Here is a 20,419-nt window from a genome sequence, read left to right on the forward strand (position 1 = left end):
TTTGAAGTTTTCACCATGGCGGGCGAGAATTCTTCTATTTCTTGCCCGCAGCCCACTCTGTGATGAGCTTAAGTCCTTGCGCGAGCAGTGCCTTTGCCGCTGTCTCGTCCCGTGCCTCCACATAGCAGCGCATTTCGGGCGCATTTCCTGATGGTCGGAAGTGGATGATTCGGTGATCCTCCAGTGTCACGCGCAGGCCGTCCACGTCGCTTGTCTCGGCGGGTACGCCGATGGGGCGAGGAAGCTGGCGAGCGCCTCACTACCGGAGCGCAGGTGCCTCATAAGCGCCGCGCTCGTCTCGACCGGGAAATTCTCAAGACGGTCTCCGGCTGCCACCGGCAGGCCGAAGGACGACGCGATGTAGGAGAGGGATTGCCCTCTGCGGGCCGCAAGCGCGAGCGCTGCCAGGACCGGCAGAAAACTGTCGCGAGTCGGCAGTGGCGAAAGGACGTTGCCGTTGACGGTGAACGGGGATGCGGTCAGCGTTCCGCCATTGGCCTCAAACCCCATGACGCCCTGCCTGCCGGACTGGACTTCCGCCTGCATGCCCGCGATCACGAAGGGCGACCCGACCTGCGTCCGCATCACCCGATACCGACCGGCCGCTTCAATCCCCGAATTCGAGGTTACCGGTGTCACCACCACCGCCGCGCCGAGGAATCCGGCGGCAATGAGCCCCAGGAGATCGCCACGGAGCGGCGTGCCCGTCTCATCGGCGACGAGCGGTCTGTCGCCGTCCCCGTCCGCCGAGACGATGGCATCGAGCTTCTGCGTGGTCGCCCATTCCCTCAGGCGTACGATCGTCTCCGGCGATACCGCTTCAGTGTCGACTGGAATGAAGACGTCCGACCGTCCGAGCGCCACGGTTTCGGCGCCGAAGTGGGCGAGTACGGTCATGAACAGGTCGCGCGCCACCGTGCTGTGCTGGTACACGCCGATCCTCAGCCCTGCCAGCGCGTTTTCACCGAGGATCCCCGTGACCCGGGCGAGGAACAGCGCTTCCGTCTCCTGTCGGCCATCCGGAGCGGTCTCCGGTCGAACATTCAAGGCCATGCCCTCTGGGCGTATCGCATCCGCTATCGCCGTTATCGCTTTCTCGTCGTCCTTGTCGATTTCACCGTCCGGACGGTAGAACTTGATCCCGTTGCGATCCGCGGGGATGTGCGAGCCGGTCACCATGAGGCTCGCCGCACCGCGCGCAAGTCCCGAAAGCGCAAGGGCAGGGGTCGGAACCGCGCCGCAATCAAGCGCCTCGAAACCCGCCGCCCGCAAAGCACCGATGGCGATTGCGCTGATCGCCGGGCTGGACTCGCGGAAGTCCCGGCCGACGAGTATCGTGTCGCCCGGCTTGGCGATACCGCGGGCGAGCAGATGCCGCGCAAACGCCGTGGCATACAGCGCCGTTGCCGGGCCTTCGAGGTCAACGGAAAGGCCGCGAAGGCCGCTTGTGCCGAACTTGAGGCTCAATGTCTCGTCTCCTAAGGTGTCGACGGAAAGATGGGGCGCGGGGAGAAAGGATCAATCCTCGGTCCTCCTCAGCGCCGTCTGCCTGCCACTGTTGACACACCGGTTTTCGTCATAGTTTCAAGCGCGAAGGCCTACAATCCTGTCGCGGCGACCATGAATAAAACAAAAAGAGTGAACGTAATGGAACGAGGGACGCCAATGGGAGATTCTCCCGCTCGAAATTAAGAGGATCTGTAATGTCGAGCATACGCAATCTTGTCTTTGGGTCCGCGATGACCGTCGCTGCCGCTATCCCTGCTTTCACGCCTGCCCAAGCTCTCCCGCTCGCCGCCCCCGATGTGAAGATCGAGGCGGGGCGCGATGTGGTGAAGGCTCGCGTCGTTTGCAACGCCTATCGATGCTGGAATACCGGTCCGGCGTACTACCGCCCCTATTACCGGCCGTACTACCGCCCTTACCGGCCCTACTATCGCCCATACTACGCCCCGGGATACTACAGGCCGCCGGCCTATGGTGGCTATAGCTCCCACGTGCAGTGGTGCCTCAATCGATATCGCACGTACAATCCGGAGACGAACCGCTACCACGCGGGGGGTGGCGTCTATCCGGTCTGCATTTCGCCCTATCGCTGACGCCGACGAGAATGGTCGGACAGAAAGGAGAGGCGGGCCGAAAGCCCGCCTCTCACCTTTATGTCCTGTCGGTGTGCCCGAGATCCCGCCCCGGCTCGATGACGTCGCGGATGCACTGCTTGAGCTCCTTCGGGCCGGGAAATCCACCGTTGCGCTTGCGTTCCCAGACGATTTCGCCGTTGACGCGAATCTCGAAATTTCCGCCTGTCCCGGGAATGAGCGAGACCTCGCCCAGGCTGTCCGAGAAGGTTGAAAGAAGCTCTTGTGCCATCCAGGCGGCGCGTAGCAGCCAGTTGCACTGGGTGCAGTAGAGAATGGAAACACGCGGCTTCTCGGCGGTCATTGGCAGATTCCTGTCTGGATTTCCGGGTTTTCGATGCGGCCAGGCATGCAGCCGGTCACGACTGCGCCATCCTACACCAGACATCCGGCATTGAAAGCGCGCTCGGCAAGTCACGCGTTCTCACGGAAATGTCAGCTGATTTCATAAGCTTTTATCGGTCACCGCCTTGATTGCGCGAGGGGTTGGTAAAAGAGAATGCCGCATTGCAACATACTTTCTGGAAGGAAGAGAAATGTCCGAACTGAGCAATGCTCGCCCGCGGCTGATCCTGCCCTCGCTCGGCGGGCTTTATGGCGCGCTCGGCGAGAGCGCTGAAACCTTGCTGCGCGTCGTCGCCGGCCTGCTTCTTGTCACGCATGGCTACGGCAAGATCATCAACCCCTTCGGCGCGGTCGGCATGGTGGAAAGTCTCGGCTTCTATCCGGGTGTGTTCTGGTCGCCGCTTCTTGCCGCAACGGAGTTCTTCGGCGGCATTCTCCTGGCGCTCGGGCTGCTGACGCGGCCGGCTGCTGTCGCCACCACCATCGTGCTAGCCGTTACCATCTACTTCCACTGGATCGTGAAGGCTGAGGGCCTCGGCGGTGCCGAAAAGTCGATTCTGTGGGCTGCGATCACTCTCTTCTTTGCGATCCGCGGGGCCAACAGCCAGTCGGTGGACGCCAAGCTTGGACGTCAGTTCTGACCTCTCGTCGCAGGGGTTTTCGAGCCCTCGCGTTTTGTTGCCTCTGCAACGGTGTCGCGTAAATGGTCACCGTTGTAGGGCTTCATCACGATCGGAATTTTCTCGAAGCCCGCAACACCCGCGCGGTGTGATTCGCAGACGGTGGTAAACAGCATCGTCACGTCGAGGTCCAGCAAACGCCGGGCGCGGCGCAGCGCAGGCGACGGATCGAGCGGCAGGTCCATCAGGCAGAGATCGACGGTCCTGAGATCCAGGTCGCGCTGCTCGTCCACCTGCTCCAGCCGCATGACCGAGACACGGCAGTCCATTGCAGCCTTGATCTGGTATTCGGCGTCGAGGGCTATGAGGTACTCTCCCTCGACGATCAGAATGTGGGGGAGACTTCCATTCATGTCGACGCATTCTCCGCATTCGAAGCCGTGCTGCTCGCCGGCTCAAGCGGACATATGTGGGCCTGCGAGCCCCAAGTGTCATTTAAAAATGACATAGCCTTGTCACTTGACGGAACATGTTCGGATCTTCGGCATTGACGCTGAATGCGGGTCTGTCGGAGAGCGAAACCTATGGGGGAAAGTGGGAGTGAGCGGCTCCGCCGAGGCACAGGAGGCGGGTCATGACGGCACCAGCATCATCTCGCACCGCCACCAAATGGCGGACCCCCTGCACGCAGTGTCCGTTGAGATCACTCCACTATTTCCGGGACTTCACCAAGCCGGAACTCGATTTCGTATCGGGGTTCAAGACAGGGGAGCTCTCTGTCGATCGCGGCGCGACCATATTGGTGGAAGGCACGCACAGCGCCCACATCTTCACGGTGCTCGGCGGATGGGGCTTTCGCTACAAACTGCTGTCCGACGGTCGCAGGCAGATCCTGAATTTTGTGCTCCCGGGCGACCTCGTGGGCCTGCAGGGCGGTCTGATGGGCGAGATGGATCATTCAGTCGAGGCGCTCTCTGCCGTCACGCTGTGCGTTTTCGAGCGGTCCAAGCTCGAAAGCCTGTTCGAAAAGCATCCTTCGCTTGCCTACGATCTGACCTGGATCGCCGCACACGAGGAGCGAATTCTCGACGAGAACCTGCTCAGCATCGGTCGCCGCTCGGCCGTCGAGCGAACCGCCTACCTCATTTCGTTCCTCAAAATCAAGGCCGAGGCGGTCGGCATGGTCACGGACTCGAAGAGAGTCATCCCCATTACCCAGCAGCACGTCGCCGACACGCTGGGGCTGTCGCTCGTTCATACCAACAAGACGCTGCGCAAACTGGCACAGGGCGGGCTCATCCGCTGGCTGGACCGCGGCTGCGAAGTGCTTGATCCGGAAGGTCTGCTTCGCCTCTCGCGCTGGGAAGGCGTGAAGGAGAAGAAGCGACCCTTCATCTGAAAGTCCAGACTTACGAAACGACGTCCCAGTGCAGCGGGAACATCGGATCGAAGACAGTGACGGAACCTGCGCCGGTCATCCTCTTCGGCGGAAATTCGATCGGCTCGGCGCGGCGCACGAGGGTTATCGTTTCCTCGTTGGCAGGCAGACCGTACCAGGCTGGTCCGTTCAAGGAGGTGAATGCCTCGAACTTGTCGAGAGCGCCTTCCTCTTCGAAGACGTGGGCCAGGCAGCTCAAGGTATTCAGCGACGAGTAGATGCCGGCGCAGCCACAGGCGCACTCCTTCAGCGGATCGACGTGAGGCGCGGAATCGGTGCCCAGGAAGAAGCGCGGGTCGCCGGAGATCGCCGCAGCGCGCAGCGCAACGCGGTGGGACTCGCGCTTGGCCACCGGCAGGCAATAGTAGTGCGGGCGGATACCGCCGACCAGAATGGCATTCCGGTTGATGATCAGGTGATGGGTCGTAATCGAGCCGGCAAGATTGGCCTTGGAGGATTTGATGTAGTCGATGCCGTCCTGCGTGGTGACATGCTCCATGGTGATCCTGAGCTCAGGCAACCGCCGGCGCAGCGGATCGAGAACAGTCTCGATGAACACGGCCTCGCGATCGAAAATGTCGACTTCAGGCGATGTCACTTCCCCGTGCACGCATAGGGGCAGGCCGATCTTCGCCATGCGCTCCAGCACCGGCATGGCTTTTTCCATGTCGCGAACCCCGCTGTGGGAGTTGGTCGTGGCGCCCGCGGGATACAGCTTGACCGCAGTGATGAGGCCGCTCTGCTTTCCCTTCTCGACATCATCGGGATCGGTGTGTTCGGTGAGGTAGAGCGTCATCAGTGGCTGGAAACGGTCAGCCGCCGGCAGTGCCGCGACAATGCGCTCTCGATAGGCGGCCGCGTCCTCGGTCGTAACGACGGGCGGCACCAGATTTGGCATGATGATCGCCCGCGCGAAATGCCTGCTGCTGTCGGCGATCACGCCTTTCAGCATTTCGCCGTCGCGCAGATGCAGATGCCAGTCGTCCGGGCGCCGCAGGGTGAGTTCGGTGATCGGCAGGTCGTTCATGGCGATGTCTCCGCAAGCGTGGTCGACGGATGCGATAACACCAACCTCCGTCGCAGAACAACGGCAAGGCCTCAGAAACTGTCGATTTGTATGTCAGCCGGTCGGGAATTTTCGAGAATGCGCCGGCCGTTCGGAAGATCGTTGCCGTCGAGCTTCCAGGCGATACCCTCTTCATCGAGACCGTAGTGCACCCAGCGCTGCCGCAGACGTTCCCTGAGTACGTCGAAAGAGGGGGCGACAAGAACGGTGACGTCGAAGCTGTCTTCAAGCGCAGTCCAGGGCGCTTCGTTGAGCAGGAGATAGTTGCCTTCGGCAAGCACGAACCTCGTATCCGGCGCGATCGCACGCGCCGAGGCGATGGCGATCTCGCGCGAGCGATCGAAGACGGGGACCAGCACCTCCTGATCGCCCTTGCGCACGGCATTGACGATATCGACGAAGCCTCGGACATCGAAGGTCTCCGGCGCACCCTTGCGGGGAAGAAGGCCGCGTTCCTCCAGGATCCCGTTGTCCATATGGAAGCCGTCCATGGGAAGCACTTCGGCCGTTTCGCCCTGGCGCAGCAGCTCATCGCGCAACGCCTCGGCGAGCGTCGATTTTCCCGCACCCGGGGACCGGCAATCCCCGCGACGAAACGGCGGGCACCAGTGGCCCGCCGAATGATTTCCTCCGCTATCTGTGCTGCTGTCATGCTCATGCTGCCAACAATTCCTTTGGTGCTTCCTTCGCTCCGGTCATGAAGGCGACCGCGTCGGACATCGTATATTCCTTCGGATTGATGACACAGAGGCGGCTGCCGAGGCGGTGGATGTGAATCCTGTCCGCGACCTCGAACACGTGCGGCATGTTGTGGGAGATGAGGACAATCGGGATGCCTCTCCGGCGAACGTCGAGAATGAGCTCGAGCACGCGTCGGCTCTCCTTCACGCCGAGGGCTGCCGTCGGCTCGTCCAGGATGATTACCTTGGACCCGAAGGCCGCCGCGCGTGCCACGGCGACGCCCTGCCGCTGTCCGCCGGAAAGCGTTTCTACCGCCTGGTTGATGTTCTGGATGGTCATGAGCCCAAGTTCGGTCAGCTTCTCGCGGGAAAATTTCTCCATGGCGGTGCGGTCGAGCTTGCGAAGCCACTTGCCCATGAACCCCGGTTTGCGCAGCTCCCGCCCGAGGAACAGGTTGTCCGCTATGGACAGGGCAGGAGACAGTGCGAGGTTTTGGTAGACCGTCTCGATACCGGCCTTCCGTGCCTCGATCGGCGAGCGGAAATGGACCGGCGAGCCGTCGATGCGGATCTCACCTTCGTCCGGCGTGACCGCGCCGGAGATGGCCTTGATCAGGGTCGACTTGCCGGCGCCGTTGTCGCCGATCACCGCCAGGATTTCACCGGGGTACAGGTCGAAGTCGGCGTGGTCGAGAGCGGTAACCCGCCCGTAGCGCTTGACGAGGTTGCGCGCGGTGAGAATGGGTTCCTGAGCCATCAGCCTGCTACCTTTCTGATCCATTGATCGATTGCGACGGCGGTGATGATGAGCATGCCGATTAGCAGATAGGTCCATTGCGGGTCGGTTCCGATCAGGCGCAGGCCGAGCGAGAACACGCCAACGATGAGAGCGCCGAAAAGCATGCCGAGGATCGAACCGCGGCCGCCGAACAGCGAGATGCCGCCGATCACCACTGCGGTGATGGATTCGATGTTGGCGAACTGTCCTGCCGTGGGCGACACCGAGCCGATGCGTCCGATGAGGGCCCAGCCGGCAAGCGCGCAGATGAGGCCGGAGAGCGTGTAGACCGAGATGAGCATGCCCTTGACGTTAACGCCTGCGAGCTCTGCCGCGTCCGGGTCGTCTCCCACCGCATAGACATGTCGGCCCCATGCCGTACGGTTCAACACGTACCAGAGCAGGCCGACAAGGAGCACCATCGCGATCGCTCCGTAGGTGAACACGGCGCTTCCGAAGCGGATATTCTGGCCGAAGAACTGCAGGATCGGCGCCTGCTGGGCGATGTCTTGGCCACGGATTGTCTCGTTGGCCGAGTAGAGGAAGTTCGACGCGAGAATGATCTGCCACATGCCGAGCGTGACGATGAACGGCGGCAGCTTCATGCGAGCGACGAGGACGCCGTTGATGTAGCCGCAGATTGCGCCTACCGCGAGACCGCAGGCGACCGACATGACGGGCGGCAGGCCATAGCGGAACGTGAACTGCCCCATGACGACGGAAGAAAGCACCATGATCGCGCCGACCGACAGATCGATGCCGGCGGTCAGGATCACGAGTGTCTGAGCCGCCCCGACCATGCCGACGATCGCCACCTGCTGCAGGATGAGCGTGAGGGAGAAGGCCGAGAAGAACTTGCCGCCGAGGATGGTGCCGAATATGGCCAGCGAGAGAACAAGAACGATCAACGGCACGGCTGCCGGACTCGAATGCAGGAAGTGCTGGAACTTTTGAAGAGGCGTCTTATCGTGCGTGTCGAAGGATGCGACCTGCGTCGAACTCCCCGACAGGACCTTTTCATAATCGTGATGCGGATGCGCGGCGGCTTGAGGCTCGCTCATGGGATTTCCTCCGACTGAACCCCGCTCCCGAGGGGTGGCTGTGCCAGTTGGTGCGTCCCGGATGCTGAATGTCCGGTACGGCATCAGCTTTGAAAGCAGCGCATGTTTCGTGCACTTTGTCAAAGCCGTCTGCGTCTATGCGAAGGGCGGCCGGGGCCGCCCTCCAGTGTCAGAATGCGCCGGTCGGCCTTCTCAGCCCCAGCACTTGTCGGTGCCGGCCTTCGTGTCGATCGATTCGACGCCGGTAGCCGGCTTGTCGGTCACGAGCGCGACGCCCGTGTCGAAGAAGTTCTTGCCTTCCGTCGCAGCCGGCTTTTCGCCGGTATCAGCGAATTTCTTGATCGCCTCGATGCCGAGTGCCGCCATCATCAGCGGATATTGCTGCGAGGTGGCGCCGATCACACCCTCGGCGACGTTCTTGACGCCCGGGCAACCGCCGTCGACCGAAACGATCAGCACGTCCTTTTCCTTGCCGACGGCCTTCAGCGCCTCATAGGCGCCGGCTGCAGCCGGTTCGTTGATCGTGTGAACGACGGTGATGGAAGGATCCTTCTGGAGAAGGTTTTCCATGGCGGCGCGACCGCCTTCCTCGTTGCCGTTTGTGATGTCATGGCCGACGATGCGCGGATCGTCCTCGTCGCCGATCTTATTGGGATCCTTGGGATCGATGCCGAAGCCGATCATGAAGCCCTGGTCGCGCAGTACGTCGACGGAGGGCTGCGAGGGTGTCAGGTCGAGGAATGCGATGCGAGCGTCCTTCGCTGCATCGCCAAGCGTTGCTGCTGCCCACTGACCGATCAGCTTGCCGGCGAGCAGGTTGTCCGTGGCGAAGGTCATGTCAGCCGAATCGACCGGCTCGAGCGGCGTGTCGAGCGCGATGACGAGCAGGCCCGCTTCCCGTGCCTTCTGGACCGATGGAACGATGCCCTTGGTGTCGGATGCGGCAATCAGGATCCCCTTGGCACCATCGGCGATGCACGTTTCGATCGCTGCGACCTGGCTTTCGGAGTCACCGTCGACCTTGCCGGCATAGGCCTTCAGCGTAACGCCGAGTTCCTGTGCCTTGGCGGTGGCGCCTTCCTTCATCTTGACGAAAAATGGATTGGTATCAGTCTTCGTGATCAGGCAGGCGGACACGTCGGCAGCCGATGCCGGGGTCGCATATGCGGCGCCAAGCGCCAGCGCGCCAAGAGCGGCGGAAACAATAGTCTTCTTCATGTAATCCTCCCAAGGGACAAGAGTGGGCACCTTCCTCTCGGTTGCCCGGAGACATGAGCGGGCGGCAATTCCACCGCGTCCGATCGTGCTTCCGTTTTCAGAGAACCATCAATGTGGAAGTCTGTCAATAAATAAATCGAATTGAATTATTAATCAAATGTGGCATGCTGCGCGTAAACAGGGCATAGCCTGGAGCGTTGGAAGTTTTGCCGCCGGGGTCTGGTGGCGACCGGAAACGCTCGAATGAAAGCCTCGATGGGCTTCGGGAGGAGACTGGCATGGCGGAGGTAGCCGGACCGGCGCAGGGCGCGTCGGCGGTTGTTCTGGACGCAACGGGAGGAGCGAACCAGATTCGCGTGCGCGCCTACAACGAGAGGCTCGTGATGTCGCTCGTCCGGCGGCATGGCGAGCTTTCCAAGGCCGAAATTGCGCGCCGCAGCGGCCTTTCGGCCCAGACCGTCACTGTCATCATGCGATCGCTCGAGGCGGATGGGCTGCTTGACCGCGGAGAGCCGATGCGCGGCAAGGTCGGACAACCCTCCGTGCCGATGAGGCTGAATGCGGATGCGGTCTATTCCTTCGGCGTCAAGATCGGACGGCGGAGCGCAGACCTCGTCCTGATGGATTTCGTCGGCCGTGTCAGGTTCGAGGTGCGCCGGATCTATGCCTATCCCATGCCCAAAGAGATCCTGGAGTTCATTACGAGCGGGATAGCCGAGCTGGAAAGCCGCCTGACGCCCGAGGAGCGCCAGCGCATCGCCGGAGTTGGCATTGCGGCTCCCTTCGAGTTGTGGAACTGGGCGGAGGAGGTGGGGGCACCCAAGGCCGCAATGGACCAGTGGCACGGCATCGATCTCCGGCAGGAAGTCGCTTCCCGCATTTCCTATCCCGTATTCCTGCAGAACGATGCCACCAGCGCCTGTGGCGCGGAACTCGTCTTCGGCCTTGGCCAGCGTTACCCGGATTTCATCTATTTCTTCATAGGGTCGTTCATCGGTGGCGGCGTGGTGCTGAACTCGGCGCTCTTCTCCGGCCGAACGGGAACGGCAGGTGCCGTAGGGTCGTTGCCGGTCCAGAGACGCGACGGCAAGACCGTCCAGCTTCTGAAGATTGCATCCATCTTCGTACTTGAGAACCTGCTGCGCGCCCACGGCATCGACCCCCAACCGTTGTGGTATTCTCCCGACGACTGGATCGACTTCGGCGAACCGCTGGAAATCTGGATACAGGATGCGGGCGCCGCACTTGCCCAGGCAGTGATTGCGGCCGCCTCGGTCATCGATTTCTCTGCCGCCGTCATCGATGGCGGATTCCCGCCATGGGTCCGCGTCCGCATCGTCGCGGCTGCGCGTGCCGCACTCGATGCGCACGACCTTCAGGGCGTGTCGATGCCTGAGATTCTCGAGGGCGAAGCCGGCAGCAGGGCCCGCGCGCTCGGCGGGGCCAGCCTGCCCCTCTTCGCACGCTACCTTCTCGACCAGAACGTCCTCTTCAAGGAGCTCGCATGATGCTGAAGGGAATAGATCCGATACTGAGCCCGGAGTTGCTCTTCACCCTGAGAGCCATGGGTCATGGCGATGAGATAGCAATCGTGGACGGGAACTATCCGGGCCTCGAGCACGCGCGACGTCTCATCCGCCTCGACGGCGTGCCTCTGATCCCCGTCCTCGAGGCCATCATGAGCGTCCTGCCGATCGACGACTTCGTCCCCGAGGCGATATTCCGCTCGACCGTCAAGCAGGATCGGGACCTGCTCGATCCCGTTCATCGGGAGATCATCTCGAGCTGCGCGCGGCTTGCGCCCGGAATGGCCGTCGTGCCGCTTCTGGGAGGTGATTTCTATCCGCGCGTGCGCGCGGCCCATACGGTGGTCCAGACGAGCGAGCCGCGGCTCTATGCCAATGTGATCTTGCGCAAGGGCGTGATCTATCCCTGACAGCTCTCCCTGTTCCCCGCGGAACAGCCTCGCCCTTGGTAAGGTGCGAAAATCCTGCTTGCCGGATGGAACCGACCATTCGGGAACTGAACAGGAGAGACCCTGATGCGCAAGTTCATCCTCCTCGCCGCGGCCCTTGGAGTTTTCGCCGTATCGTTCGCAGTTCCTTCGAAAGCCGGTTACTACGGCTATTCCAGCGAGCCCGGGCACCAGGTTTATTGCTACGTCAAAAAAATCCGCACCTACGATTTTTACGGCAATCTGATCGTCAAGCGCATCCGTATCTGCGATTAACCGGTTTCGCGAATCCTCCCCGCCTCGCCCGGCTGGCAGTTCCAGCCGGGCTCTTTGTTCGGGGTCTCGTCGGCTCAAAGCTCCCAATAGGGAGGCGTGCCGAAAGCCGCGCGAAGATGTTCTGCCAGGGCACGAAGCTTCGCAGAGGGGTTCCGTCCGTCCGGGTGTGCCATGTAGATGAACTCGTCTTCGGGACGCACGCCGATATCGACCACCTTCAGTGCACCTTCGCGGATCGCAGGGCCTGCGATGAACATGGGCAGCAGGGCGATGCCGAGACCGGCAATTGCCGCGTCCCTGATCATGTCTCCATTGTTGAGGCCGAGAGCCAGCCGGCCGCGCACCACGATCGTTTCGCGCGCGCCTTCCACATTGGTGAAACGCCAGTCCGCCACGCCGCGGTTCGTGTAGAAAATGCCCCTGTGACCATCCAGTTCTTCGAGTGTCGCCGGCGCGCCGTTTCGCTGGACATAATCGGGTGCAGCAACGAGAACCCGTCGGCTCGGCGCCAGGCGCCACGCCATCAGGCGAGAGTCGGGGATCGGGCCGTTCCGGATGACGGCGTCGTAACCTCCTGAACTTACGTCGACCCGCCGATCGTCGAGATCGAGCGTCATCTCGATCTGTGGATACTTTGCCAGGAACGGGTAGAGTGCAGGCCCGAGATGCAGGCGGCCGAAGGTGACGGGGGCGGATATCCTCAACGGTCCGATAAGCATGCCGCGGCGTTCCGCAATGTCGGACGTGGCGTCGGAGACTTCCCGGGCTATGCGGTTCGCGCGCGTCAGAAATGCCTCACCGTCTTCCGTCAGCGTGAGTTTGCGCGTCGTGCGATGAAGAAGGACGGTGCCGAGTTCCACTTCCAGGTCGGCCAGTCTCTCGCTGACGACGGATTTCGATAGTCGCAGCCGCCGGGCCGCTTCGCTGATTGAACCCGATTCCGCGATGGCAACGAAACAGAGGATTGCGTCGAGTTTCATCATTGTTCGGAAAATCCGGAAAGCAGTTCTCGAATTCTCAGACTAATCCGAACGAATGGAATGCGCCATATTCGTTTTCAACAAGGGGCGGAAGTGAGGGCCACGACGGCGCCTCCACCCCAACCGAAGAGGATACGAGCATGTCACGTCTCAATGGAAAGGTAGCAATCGTCACCGGCGCCAGTGCCGGGATCGGCCGGGCAACGGCCAAGCTGTTCGTAGCCGAAGGCGCGAAACTCGTCGTTGGCGCTCGCCGGCAGGGCGAGCTTGATGAACTCGTGGCGGAAATCAGGGCAGCCGGCGGCGAGGCTGTCGCTCTCTCCGGCGACGTACGTTCCGAGGAATATGCCAAGGCGTTGGTGGAACTCGCCGCAAAGACCTACGGCCGGCTCGACATCGCCTTCAACAATGCCGGGACGCTCGGCGAGGGCGGCCCCAGCACGGGAGTCTCCGAAGAGGGGTGGAACGATGCCATCGCGATCAACCTCACGGGTTCGTTCCTCGGCGCCAAGCACCAGATTGCCGAAATGGAAAAGCAGGGCGGGGGCTCGGTGATCTTCACATCGACGTTCGTCGGCTACAGCTTCGCCTTTCCCGGTGTCGCCGCCTATGCGGCAAGCAAGGCAGGGCTGATCGGGCTGACGCAGGCACTCGCCGCCGAATATGGGCCGAAGGGTATTCGCGTGAACGCAATTCTTCCTGGAGCCGTCGATACCGCGATGTATCGTGAGAAGAACAACACGGCGGAATCCCAGTCCTTCATCACCAACCTTCACGCCCTGAAGCGTGTCGCCGCTCCCGAGGAACTGGCACGTTCAGTGCTCTATCTCGCTTCCGACGACGCGGCCTTCGTTACCGGCACGGCCTCGCTGGTCGATGGTGGCATCTCGATCACCCGGACCTGAGGGAAGCCCTCCACGCTTGGAAACACTAGTCTCCCAAAACAGGAACGGGCGGCCGAGGCCGCCCGTTTCCGCATTTCGAATGGTTTCGTAAGGCGTTGGCTATTCGTCGCCCATCTTGAGTGCCGCGATGAAGGCTTCCTGCGGAATTTCGACCTTGCCGAACTGACGCATGCGCTTCTTGCCTTCCTTCTGTTTTTCCAGAAGTTTGCGCTTACGGGTAGCGTCGCCGCCGTAGCACTTCGCCGTCACGTCCTTGCGCAGTGCACGAACCGTCTCGCGGGCGATGATGCGTCCGCCGATAGCGGCTTGGATCGGGATCTGGAACATGTGTTGCGGGATCAGGTCCTTGAGCTTCTCGCACATGACGCGGCCGCGCTTTTCCGCCGCCGAGCGATGGACGAGCATGGACAGCGCATCCACAGGCTCGGCATTGACGAGGATCGACATCTTCACGAGATCGCTCTCGCGGTAGTCGGAAAGATTGTAGTCGAAGGAAGCGTAGCCCTTGGAGATCGACTTCAGCCGGTCATAGAAGTCGAAGACAACCTCGTTGAGCGGCAGATCGTAGGTCAGCATCGCGCGATTGCCGACATAGGTCAGCTCGGTCTGGATGCCCCGCCGATCCTGGCAGAGCTTGAGGATGCCGCCGAGATATTCGTCGGGCGTCAGGATCGTCGCCTTGATCCAGGGCTCACGGAACTCGGAGATCTTCACCACATCCGGCATGTCGGCCGGGTTGTGCAGTTCCTTCTCGGTGCCGTCGGTCATCGTCAGCTGGTAAACCACCGACGGCGCGGTCGCGATCAGGTCGAGGTCGAATTCGCGGGACAGGCGTTCCTGGATGATCTCGAGGTGCAGGAGCCCAAGGAAGCCGCACCGGAAGCCGAAGCCGAGTGCAGCCGAGCTTTCCATCTCGAACGAGAAGGACGCGTCGTTCAGGCGCAGCTTGCCCATGGCGCCGCGCAGTTCCTCGAAGTCGGCGGCGTCGACGGGGAAAAGGCCGCAGAAAACCACCGGCTGCGCCGGCTTGAAGCCAGGAAGCGCTTCGGTCGTCGGGCGCTTGTCCTCGGTGATCGTGTCGCCGACGCGTGTATCCGCGACCTCCTTGATCGAGGCAGTGATGAAGCCGATTTCGCCCGGACCGAGCGAATCCATCGCGACCATCTTTGGTGTCAGAACGCCAACGCGCTCGATCGAGTACTTCGCGCCGGTGCCCATCATTCGGATCGTCTGGCCCTTGCTGAGTCGACCCTCGATGATGCGAACCAGAACCATGACGCCGAGATAGGTGTCGTACCAGCTGTCGACCAGGAGCGCCTTCAGCGGCGCTTTCTCGCCGCCCGGGCTCTTGGGAGCCGGCAGCCGGTTGACGATCGCTTCGAGCACGTCGGGAATGCCGAGGCCCGTCTTGGCCGAGATCAGGACCGCGTCGGAAGCGTCGATGCCGATCACTTCCTCGATCTGGTCCTTGATGCGGTCGGGCTCGGCCGCCGGCAGGTCGATCTTGTTGAGAACCGTCACGAGCTCGTGGTTGTTGTCGATCGCCTGGTAGACGTTGGCGAGCGTCTGAGCTTCCACGCCCTGCGAAGCGTCGACGACGAGCAGCGATCCCTCGCAGGCCGACAGCGAGCGCGAGACTTCGTAGGCAAAGTCCACGTGGCCGGGCGTGTCGATCAGGTTGAGGACGTAGGTCTCGCCGTTGTTCGCCTTGTAGTGCAGGCGCACGGTCTGAGCCTTGATGGTGATCCCCCGCTCGCGCTCGATCTCCATGTTGTCGAGCACCTGCTCGGACATTTCGCGATCCGCAAGACCTCCCGTCGACTGGATCAGCCGGTCGGCGAGCGTCGATTTGCCGTGGTCGATATGGGCCACGATCGAGAAGTTGCGGATGTGGTCGAGGGGCGTGGAGGAATTGGTGCTCATGGGCGCCATATAGCAGCGGCTTGAACGCCCGCAAAGCGGTAAATCGACGGTCTGTTCACCATGTTCGGGCATGCACCAGGGTTTCGCAGCCGGCAGCATCCCGGCCCGGGCATGAAGTGCGTTGCCGATCCCGTATGTCAGAGGTTTGCGAGGTGGGACCAACCCGGTGTGCGGTGAGGGCAAGATTACCCCTTCAGTTAGGTCGCAAGGGACCGAGTCGGTTGCCTTGAATGTCCTTCGCGAGCAAGCTCCTCTGCTCTTGACTCCATTAAAATGGATAAATAATCTATCATAATGGAGACCGAAAACCACAATCTCGAAGGCGCGATCGGCGATCGCGTCCGGCTGCTTCGGACAGCGAAGTCGTTGACGCTCGATGAGCTCGCGACACGCGCCGGTGTGAGCCGCGCCATGATTTCCCGGATCGAGCGCGGGGAGGCGAGCCCCACGGCGCAGCTTCTCGCCCGCCTCTGTCCTCCGCTCGGCGTGACGCTCTCGACCTTCTTCGCGTTTGGCGAAACGCTGGAGAGCCCGCTGTCGAGACGCACGGAGCAGATTGTGTGGCGCGATCCCGAGACTGGGTATCTCCGCCGCTCGGTCTCCCCGCCGGGCACCCCATCGCGCGTGGAGATCATCGAGGTGGAGTTTCCGGCAGGTGCCCGCATTCCCTATCCGCCGGAAACGGCGAAGGAGGGGATGACACAGCATGTCTGGCTTTTCGCAGGTGAACTGGAGATGACGGTCGGCGACATCGTCCACCGGCTGAAGCCCGGAGATTGCCTCTACATGGGCATCACTGACAACCATGTGTTCCACAATCCCGGCAGCACGATTGCACACTACGCGGTCGTCCTCGACCGTGGTCGCGGCTGAGCGACGAAAGGCGACAAGATGAGTGATATCCGTTTGATCGAAGCAGCCGAGGCGCGGGCCCGCATCGATGAGCTTTCCGCGGTGCTGGTCGATTGCGTGGAAGGAGGTGCTTCGGTCGGCTTCATGTCTCCATACCGGCTCGAAGACGCGCGTCCCTTCTGGGAGGCCGTCATTGCGGCTGTCGCTGAGGATGCGACGCTGCTCTTTATCGCCGAGGTGGAAGGTGAAATCGTCGGAACAGTACAGGTCGGAATCCGGCAAATGCCGAATCAGCTCCACCGCGCGGACGTCAAGAAACTGCTCGTCGTGGAGCGTGCCCGCCGCCTCGGACTTGCCCGAGCCCTGATGTCTGCTGCGGAAGAGGCGGCGGCCAGGCGCGGCAAGACGGTCCTCGTGCTGGACACGGCCACGGGAAGTCCGGCGGAGGAGGTCTATGCACGCCTTGGCTGGGAACGCGTCGGCGTCATTCCGGACTATGCGCTCTATCCGGATGGACGCTATTGCGGAACAACGCTGTTCTACAAGCGGGTCGGCCCTGTCGCGATGGCTGCCGCCTGACCACGCACCCATAAGCGCGCGGACACGATCTTTGCCATGCTTCCGCCTCGGGCGCGACCTTGCGCGGAAATCCGCGGACCTTCGAAAAATTCAATCCTGCGAACTGCTTCCATTTGGACAGCTGCCGCTCTAACGTGCGCGCAAAACAAGAGGGAGCACGTTATGCGCGTCATATTTTCCGAAGACCACAAGCTCAGGAATTCGAAGACCGAACTCTACGGGGGGCAGTTGGTGCCACCCTTCGAGGCGCCCTTTCGTGCCGAGTGGATCCTGGCAGCGGTCAAGGAAGCGGGTTTCACCGACGTGGTTGCGCCCAACGAGTATGGCATGGAGACGGCTCTCAAGGTCCATGACGCGGGATTTCTGAAATTCCTAGAAACCGCCTGGGAGCGTTGGCAGGCCGCCGGCTTCAAGGGCGAGGCAATCGCGACGTCGTTCCCCGTTCGCCGCACTTCCCGCCGCATCCCGAAGGATATCGACGGGCAGATCGGTTACTACTGCAACGCCGCCGAGACGTCGATTTCCCCTGGTACCTGGGAAGCTGCGCTGTCGGCCATGTATTCGGCGCTCTCGGGCGCGGATCTGGTGGCGAGCGGCCACAAGGCAGCATTCTCGCTCTGCCGTCCCCCGGGGCATCACGCCGGGATCGACATGTTCGGTGGCTACTGCTTCATCAACAATGCTGCCGTCGCCGCCCAGCGCTTGCTCGACAAGGGCGCAGGCAAGGTCGCGATCCTGGATGTGGACTTCCATCACGGCAACGGGACGCAGGACATCTTCTATGAGCGCGGCGATGTGTTCTTCGCCTCGCTGCATGGCGATCCAGCGGAAGCCTTCCCTCACTTCCTCGGCTATGCGGAAGAGACCGGCAAGGGGGCCGGCGAAGGAACGACACAGAACTATCCCATGGCGCGCGGTACGCCCTACAGCGTCTGGAGCGCGGCGATGGAAGATGCCTTGCAGCGTATCGCCGCCTTCGGAGCGGAGGCGATCGTTGTCTCCCTCGGGGTCGATACCTTCGAGAAGGACCCGATATCCTTCTTCAAGCTGACCTCGCCCGACTATCTGACCATGGGCCGGCGGATTGCCGCGAGCGGCGTGCCACTGCTGGTAGTCATGGAAGGCGGTTACGGCGTTCCGGAAATAGGCCTCAACGTCGCCAACGTGCTCACGGGCATTGTCGGCTGACGGGCGTCGGGATCTGTGGGCGGCGGCGGTTTTGCGCCGCCGTATCATGTTCCTGCCGCAATCGGTAGCTTGAAGCAGAATCACGCAGAACTCTCGGGAGCCTTCATGTACAAGAAAATTGCAATCGTTGCCGTTGCCGCCGCCTACCTCTCCGGTTGTACGACGACTGATCCCTATACGGGCGAACAGAAGATGTCGAACACGGCCGGCGGTGCGCTGATTGGCGCGGGACTCGGCGCGGCGACGGGCCTGCTCGTCGGCAACAATCCCGTTCAGCGGCGCAACGCGGCCCTGATCGGCGCCGGTATCGGTGCGCTCGGTGGCGGTGCGATCGGCAACTACATGGACAACCAGGAATCGGAGTTGCGCGCCCAGCTGCAGGGAACCGGTGTTTCGGTAACCCGCGCCGGCGACCGGATCATCCTCAACATGCCCTCGAACATCACGTTCGCAACGGATGCGGACCAGGTGATTCCGGCCTTCTATCCGACGCTCGATTCTGTCGCGCTGGTGCTGAAGAAGTTCAACAAGACCCTTGTCGACGTCGACGGTCACACGGATTCCACCGGTAGCGCGGCACACAACCAGGCTCTTTCCGAGCGCCGTGCCGGCTCGGTTGCAAACTACCTCGCGGCGCGTGGTGTCGACCAGCGGCGCATGTCCGCCGTGGGTTACGGCAAGGATCGGCCGATCGCTTCGAACGCCACCGAGGCCGGTCGCGCTCAGAACCGCCGCGTCGAGATCTCGATCTCTCCGTTGCGCGAGAGCTGATCCTTCCTGCCGGGACGGGCCATATGCTTCGTCCCGGCATGGCTTGCCGGCTATCATAGATAGATTTCGGCCTGGCGATCTTGTTTGCAGGGCGTGACAGCAGGCATTCCATCAAATTCGCTGAACTTCAGTGTCATAACTATCAATTTGAACATGCATGCGCTTCCAGCTAGGACCTCTTTCCCTAGGAGGATGCATCATGGATCAAAAAATCGTCGCCCGGCCGCTTGCTGGTGATCCCGTAGCGGTGCGAAAAGCCGGCGCAGTGAAGGCCTCGCTGCTGACCGGAACGATTCTGTGTCTCCTCTCGATTTCGAGCGTGCAGTTCGGCGCTGCGCTGTCGGCCGACATCATTTCCGCCCATGGCCCTTTCGCCACAAGCTTCCTGCGCCTGCTTCTCGCCGCCGCGATCCTGGCGGCGATCGTTCGTCCACGAATTCTATCCTACGATGCCCGGCAGTGGAAAAACGCCCTGTTCCTCGGTGTGGCAATGGCGGGGATGACGACCTGCTTCTATGCCTCCATCGAACGCATACCGCTCGGCCTCGCGGTCGCGATCGAATTCCTCGGGCCACTCGCGGTCGCGAGTTTCGGGATGGGATTCGGGCGGAAGCTCTTCTGGCCCCTGGCGGCGCTGGCGGGTGTCATACTGCTTTCGCACAATGGCGAGACCTGGACAGGCGACACGGTCGGGGTTCTGCTCGCCGCGGGCGCCGGCGTGGGCTGGGGTTGCTACATTCTGCTGATGAAGGGCGCGGGCAAGCTCTTTCCGGGCCTCGAAGGTCTTGCGATGTCGCTCGCCGTGGCGGCTGTGGTTTGCGCTCCCCTTGGCCTCGTACGGGCGCCGGAGATGATGGCGCCGGATACTCTTGCGCTGATGACCGGGCTGGCGATCCTTGTGCCGCTCGTTCCCTATGCCCTGGAGATGATCGCACTTCGCCATCTGCCGACCTCGGCCTTCGGCATTCTCATGAGCCTCGAGCCCGCGGTCGGTGCGATAGCTGGGTTCATGGTGCTCGGGCAGGTCATGACCCCCCTGCAGATGCTGGGCACGGGGTTCGTGGTCGCCGCCAGCGCCGGTGTGACGGCAGCTGCCGAGTAACGCCGATCCTGCTTGATTATGCCCGCTTCAGCGCGGGGTCGTCGTCTGCCGGATTGTAGAAGAGGGAGAGAACCAGGCTCTTGGCGATCCGCTCCGCGGTCTCCATGAACCATGCCTTCGCCTCCTGCGAGGGCGCTATGTCGTCCAGTGTTTCCGAGAAAAGCCCGAGCCAGGCCTGAAACAGCGGGGGCTGCAGGCCGGCGATACCCTGATGCGCCATCACCGGCTTGCCACCATAGCCGCCATCCTTGAAGGCCACCGCCGACCAGAAACGCTTCATCTTTTCCATGTGCTCCGGCCAGCGTCCGGCAAGGCGTGCCTCGAAGACCGGCCCCAGCATATCGTGTGCCCGGACGCGTCCATAGAACGTGTCGACAAGAAGCGGGATGAAGCCGGGTGTCACACCGATCTGTTCCATGTCCGCATCTGCCCGGTTGCGGATGGCTTCGAAATGCGACTGGCGGGATGGTGCGGCGGTCTGTTCCATGCCCTTACAGATAGGCAAGCGCGCCGGCCGGCGCAATCGCTCCCTTTGTCGCAGCCGT

Annotated in this window: 21 protein-coding genes and 2 pseudogenes; 12 read left to right on the forward strand and 11 right to left on the reverse strand. The window is 62.1% G+C overall.

Annotated elements, in window-relative coordinates; translation table 11 throughout:
- Positions 1-34: 34 nt before the first annotated feature.
- Positions 35-1,467 (reverse strand): annotated as a pseudogene (locus F3Y30_RS04430) (phosphomannomutase).
- 236 nt (positions 1,468-1,703) lie between these two features.
- Here F3Y30_RS04430 and F3Y30_RS04435 point away from each other — a divergent pair.
- Complete coding sequence (locus F3Y30_RS04435; protein WP_203425322.1) at positions 1,704-2,099, forward strand: BA14K family protein; 396 nt, start codon at positions 1,704-1,706, stop codon at positions 2,097-2,099.
- Positions 2,100-2,157: 58 nt separating this feature from the next.
- On the opposite strand, the gene F3Y30_RS04440 is transcribed toward F3Y30_RS04435, so the two are convergent.
- Positions 2,158-2,442, reverse strand: a complete 285-nt coding sequence (locus tag F3Y30_RS04440; protein WP_203425323.1) for a SelT/SelW/SelH family protein — start codon at positions 2,440-2,442, stop codon at positions 2,158-2,160.
- Between the two features lie 232 nt (positions 2,443-2,674).
- Between F3Y30_RS04440 and F3Y30_RS04445 the strand changes: the two genes are divergently transcribed.
- Entirely contained in the window at positions 2,675-3,124 is a 450-nt protein-coding gene (locus F3Y30_RS04445) for a DoxX family protein (RefSeq protein ID WP_203425324.1), read from the forward strand.
- Here F3Y30_RS04445 and F3Y30_RS04450 read toward each other — a convergent pair.
- Positions 3,115-3,516: a hypothetical protein gene (locus F3Y30_RS04450; protein WP_203425325.1), complete on the reverse strand. Its 402-nt coding sequence runs from the start codon at positions 3,514-3,516 to the stop codon at positions 3,115-3,117. The genes F3Y30_RS04445 and F3Y30_RS04450 overlap by 10 nt on opposite strands.
- A 221-nt stretch (positions 3,517-3,737) precedes the next feature.
- Here F3Y30_RS04450 and F3Y30_RS04455 point away from each other — a divergent pair, with 221 nt between their 5' ends.
- Positions 3,738-4,502 (forward strand): Crp/Fnr family transcriptional regulator, encoded by a 765-nt coding sequence (locus F3Y30_RS04455; RefSeq protein WP_203425326.1) that lies wholly within the window; start codon positions 3,738-3,740, stop codon positions 4,500-4,502.
- A 10-nt stretch (positions 4,503-4,512) separates the two neighbouring features.
- Here F3Y30_RS04455 and pyrC read toward each other — a convergent pair whose 3' ends face one another.
- The 5 genes and pseudogenes from pyrC to F3Y30_RS04480 all read right to left on the reverse strand — a co-directional run bounded on the left by pyrC (position 4,513) and on the right by F3Y30_RS04480 (position 9,344).
- Positions 4,513-5,553, reverse strand: coding sequence for a dihydroorotase (gene pyrC / locus F3Y30_RS04460; protein ID WP_203426484.1), 1,041 nt, complete (start codon positions 5,551-5,553; stop codon positions 4,513-4,515).
- An 86-nt stretch (positions 5,554-5,639) separates the two neighbouring features.
- A pseudogene (locus tag F3Y30_RS04465) lies at positions 5,640-6,265 on the reverse strand (nucleoside/nucleotide kinase family protein).
- On the reverse strand, positions 6,262-7,044 hold the full coding sequence (locus F3Y30_RS04470; protein ID WP_203425327.1) for an ATP-binding cassette domain-containing protein: 783 nt from the start codon (positions 7,042-7,044) through the stop codon (positions 6,262-6,264). The pseudogene F3Y30_RS04465 and the gene F3Y30_RS04470 overlap by 4 nt, the downstream one beginning before the upstream one ends.
- Entirely contained in the window at positions 7,044-8,126 is a 1,083-nt protein-coding gene (locus F3Y30_RS04475; protein WP_203425328.1) for an ABC transporter permease, read from the reverse strand. Before F3Y30_RS04475 ends, F3Y30_RS04470 begins: the two co-directional genes overlap by 1 nt.
- 192 nt (positions 8,127-8,318) lie before the next feature.
- Entirely contained in the window at positions 8,319-9,344 is a 1,026-nt protein-coding gene (locus F3Y30_RS04480; RefSeq protein WP_203425329.1) for a sugar ABC transporter substrate-binding protein, read from the reverse strand.
- A gap of 278 nt (positions 9,345-9,622) precedes the next feature.
- Here F3Y30_RS04480 and F3Y30_RS04485 point away from each other — a divergent pair, with 278 nt between their 5' ends.
- From F3Y30_RS04485 to F3Y30_RS04495, 3 genes are all read left to right on the forward strand, one after another.
- Positions 9,623-10,852 carry an ROK family transcriptional regulator gene (locus F3Y30_RS04485; RefSeq protein WP_203425330.1) on the forward strand — a complete coding sequence of 410 codons (1,230 nt, stop codon included), beginning with the start codon at positions 9,623-9,625 and terminating at the stop codon, positions 10,850-10,852.
- Positions 10,852-11,280: an RbsD/FucU domain-containing protein gene (locus F3Y30_RS04490; RefSeq protein WP_203426485.1), complete on the forward strand. Its 429-nt coding sequence runs from the start codon at positions 10,852-10,854 to the stop codon at positions 11,278-11,280. Before F3Y30_RS04485 ends, F3Y30_RS04490 begins: the two co-directional genes overlap by 1 nt.
- Before the next feature lie 105 nt (positions 11,281-11,385).
- Positions 11,386-11,574 (forward strand): hypothetical protein, encoded by a 189-nt coding sequence (locus F3Y30_RS04495; protein ID WP_203425331.1) that lies wholly within the window; start codon positions 11,386-11,388, stop codon positions 11,572-11,574.
- Positions 11,575-11,648: 74 nt separating this feature from the next.
- On the opposite strand, the gene F3Y30_RS04500 is transcribed toward F3Y30_RS04495, so the two are convergent.
- A complete protein-coding gene (locus F3Y30_RS04500) occupies positions 11,649-12,557 on the reverse strand; it encodes a LysR family transcriptional regulator (protein WP_203425332.1) in 909 nt (302 codons plus the stop codon).
- 137 nt (positions 12,558-12,694) lie between these two features.
- On the opposite strand from F3Y30_RS04500, the gene F3Y30_RS04505 reads away from it, so the two are divergent.
- Positions 12,695-13,459, forward strand: coding sequence for an SDR family oxidoreductase (locus F3Y30_RS04505; RefSeq protein WP_203425333.1), 765 nt, complete (start codon positions 12,695-12,697; stop codon positions 13,457-13,459).
- A 99-nt stretch (positions 13,460-13,558) separates the two neighbouring features.
- On the opposite strand, the gene lepA is transcribed toward F3Y30_RS04505, so the two are convergent.
- Positions 13,559-15,391: a translation elongation factor 4 gene (lepA, locus tag F3Y30_RS04510; RefSeq protein ID WP_203425334.1), complete on the reverse strand. Its 1,833-nt coding sequence runs from the start codon at positions 15,389-15,391 to the stop codon at positions 13,559-13,561.
- Between the two features lie 285 nt (positions 15,392-15,676).
- On the opposite strand from lepA, the gene F3Y30_RS04515 reads away from it, so the two are divergent.
- The 5 genes from F3Y30_RS04515 to F3Y30_RS04535 all read left to right on the forward strand — a co-directional run bounded on the left by F3Y30_RS04515 (position 15,677) and on the right by F3Y30_RS04535 (position 19,874).
- Complete coding sequence (locus F3Y30_RS04515; protein ID WP_203425335.1) at positions 15,677-16,255, forward strand: helix-turn-helix domain-containing protein; 579 nt, start codon at positions 15,677-15,679, stop codon at positions 16,253-16,255.
- Positions 16,256-16,273: 18 nt separating this feature from the next.
- The gene (locus tag F3Y30_RS04520) at positions 16,274-16,813 is read left to right on the forward strand and encodes a GNAT family N-acetyltransferase (protein ID WP_203425336.1); all 540 of its coding nucleotides are present in this window, start codon (positions 16,274-16,276) and stop codon (positions 16,811-16,813) included.
- 162 nt (positions 16,814-16,975) lie between these two features.
- On the forward strand, positions 16,976-18,001 hold the full coding sequence (locus F3Y30_RS04525; RefSeq protein ID WP_203425337.1) for a histone deacetylase family protein: 1,026 nt from the start codon (positions 16,976-16,978) through the stop codon (positions 17,999-18,001).
- A gap of 105 nt (positions 18,002-18,106) precedes the next feature.
- Positions 18,107-18,772, forward strand: coding sequence for an OmpA family protein (locus F3Y30_RS04530; protein WP_203425338.1), 666 nt, complete (start codon positions 18,107-18,109; stop codon positions 18,770-18,772).
- Positions 18,773-18,971: 199 nt separating this feature from the next.
- Positions 18,972-19,874 (forward strand): EamA family transporter, encoded by a 903-nt coding sequence (locus F3Y30_RS04535; protein WP_203425339.1) that lies wholly within the window; start codon positions 18,972-18,974, stop codon positions 19,872-19,874.
- Positions 19,875-19,890: 16 nt separating this feature from the next.
- Here the strand turns inward: F3Y30_RS04535 and F3Y30_RS04540 are convergent, their stop codons facing one another.
- On the reverse strand, positions 19,891-20,361 hold the full coding sequence (locus F3Y30_RS04540) for a truncated hemoglobin (RefSeq protein ID WP_203425340.1): 471 nt from the start codon (positions 20,359-20,361) through the stop codon (positions 19,891-19,893).
- Positions 20,362-20,419: the final 58 nt, after the last annotated feature.

This window comes from Sinorhizobium sp. BG8, assembly GCF_016864555.1.
Taxonomy (GTDB): domain Bacteria; phylum Pseudomonadota; class Alphaproteobacteria; order Rhizobiales; family Rhizobiaceae; genus BG8.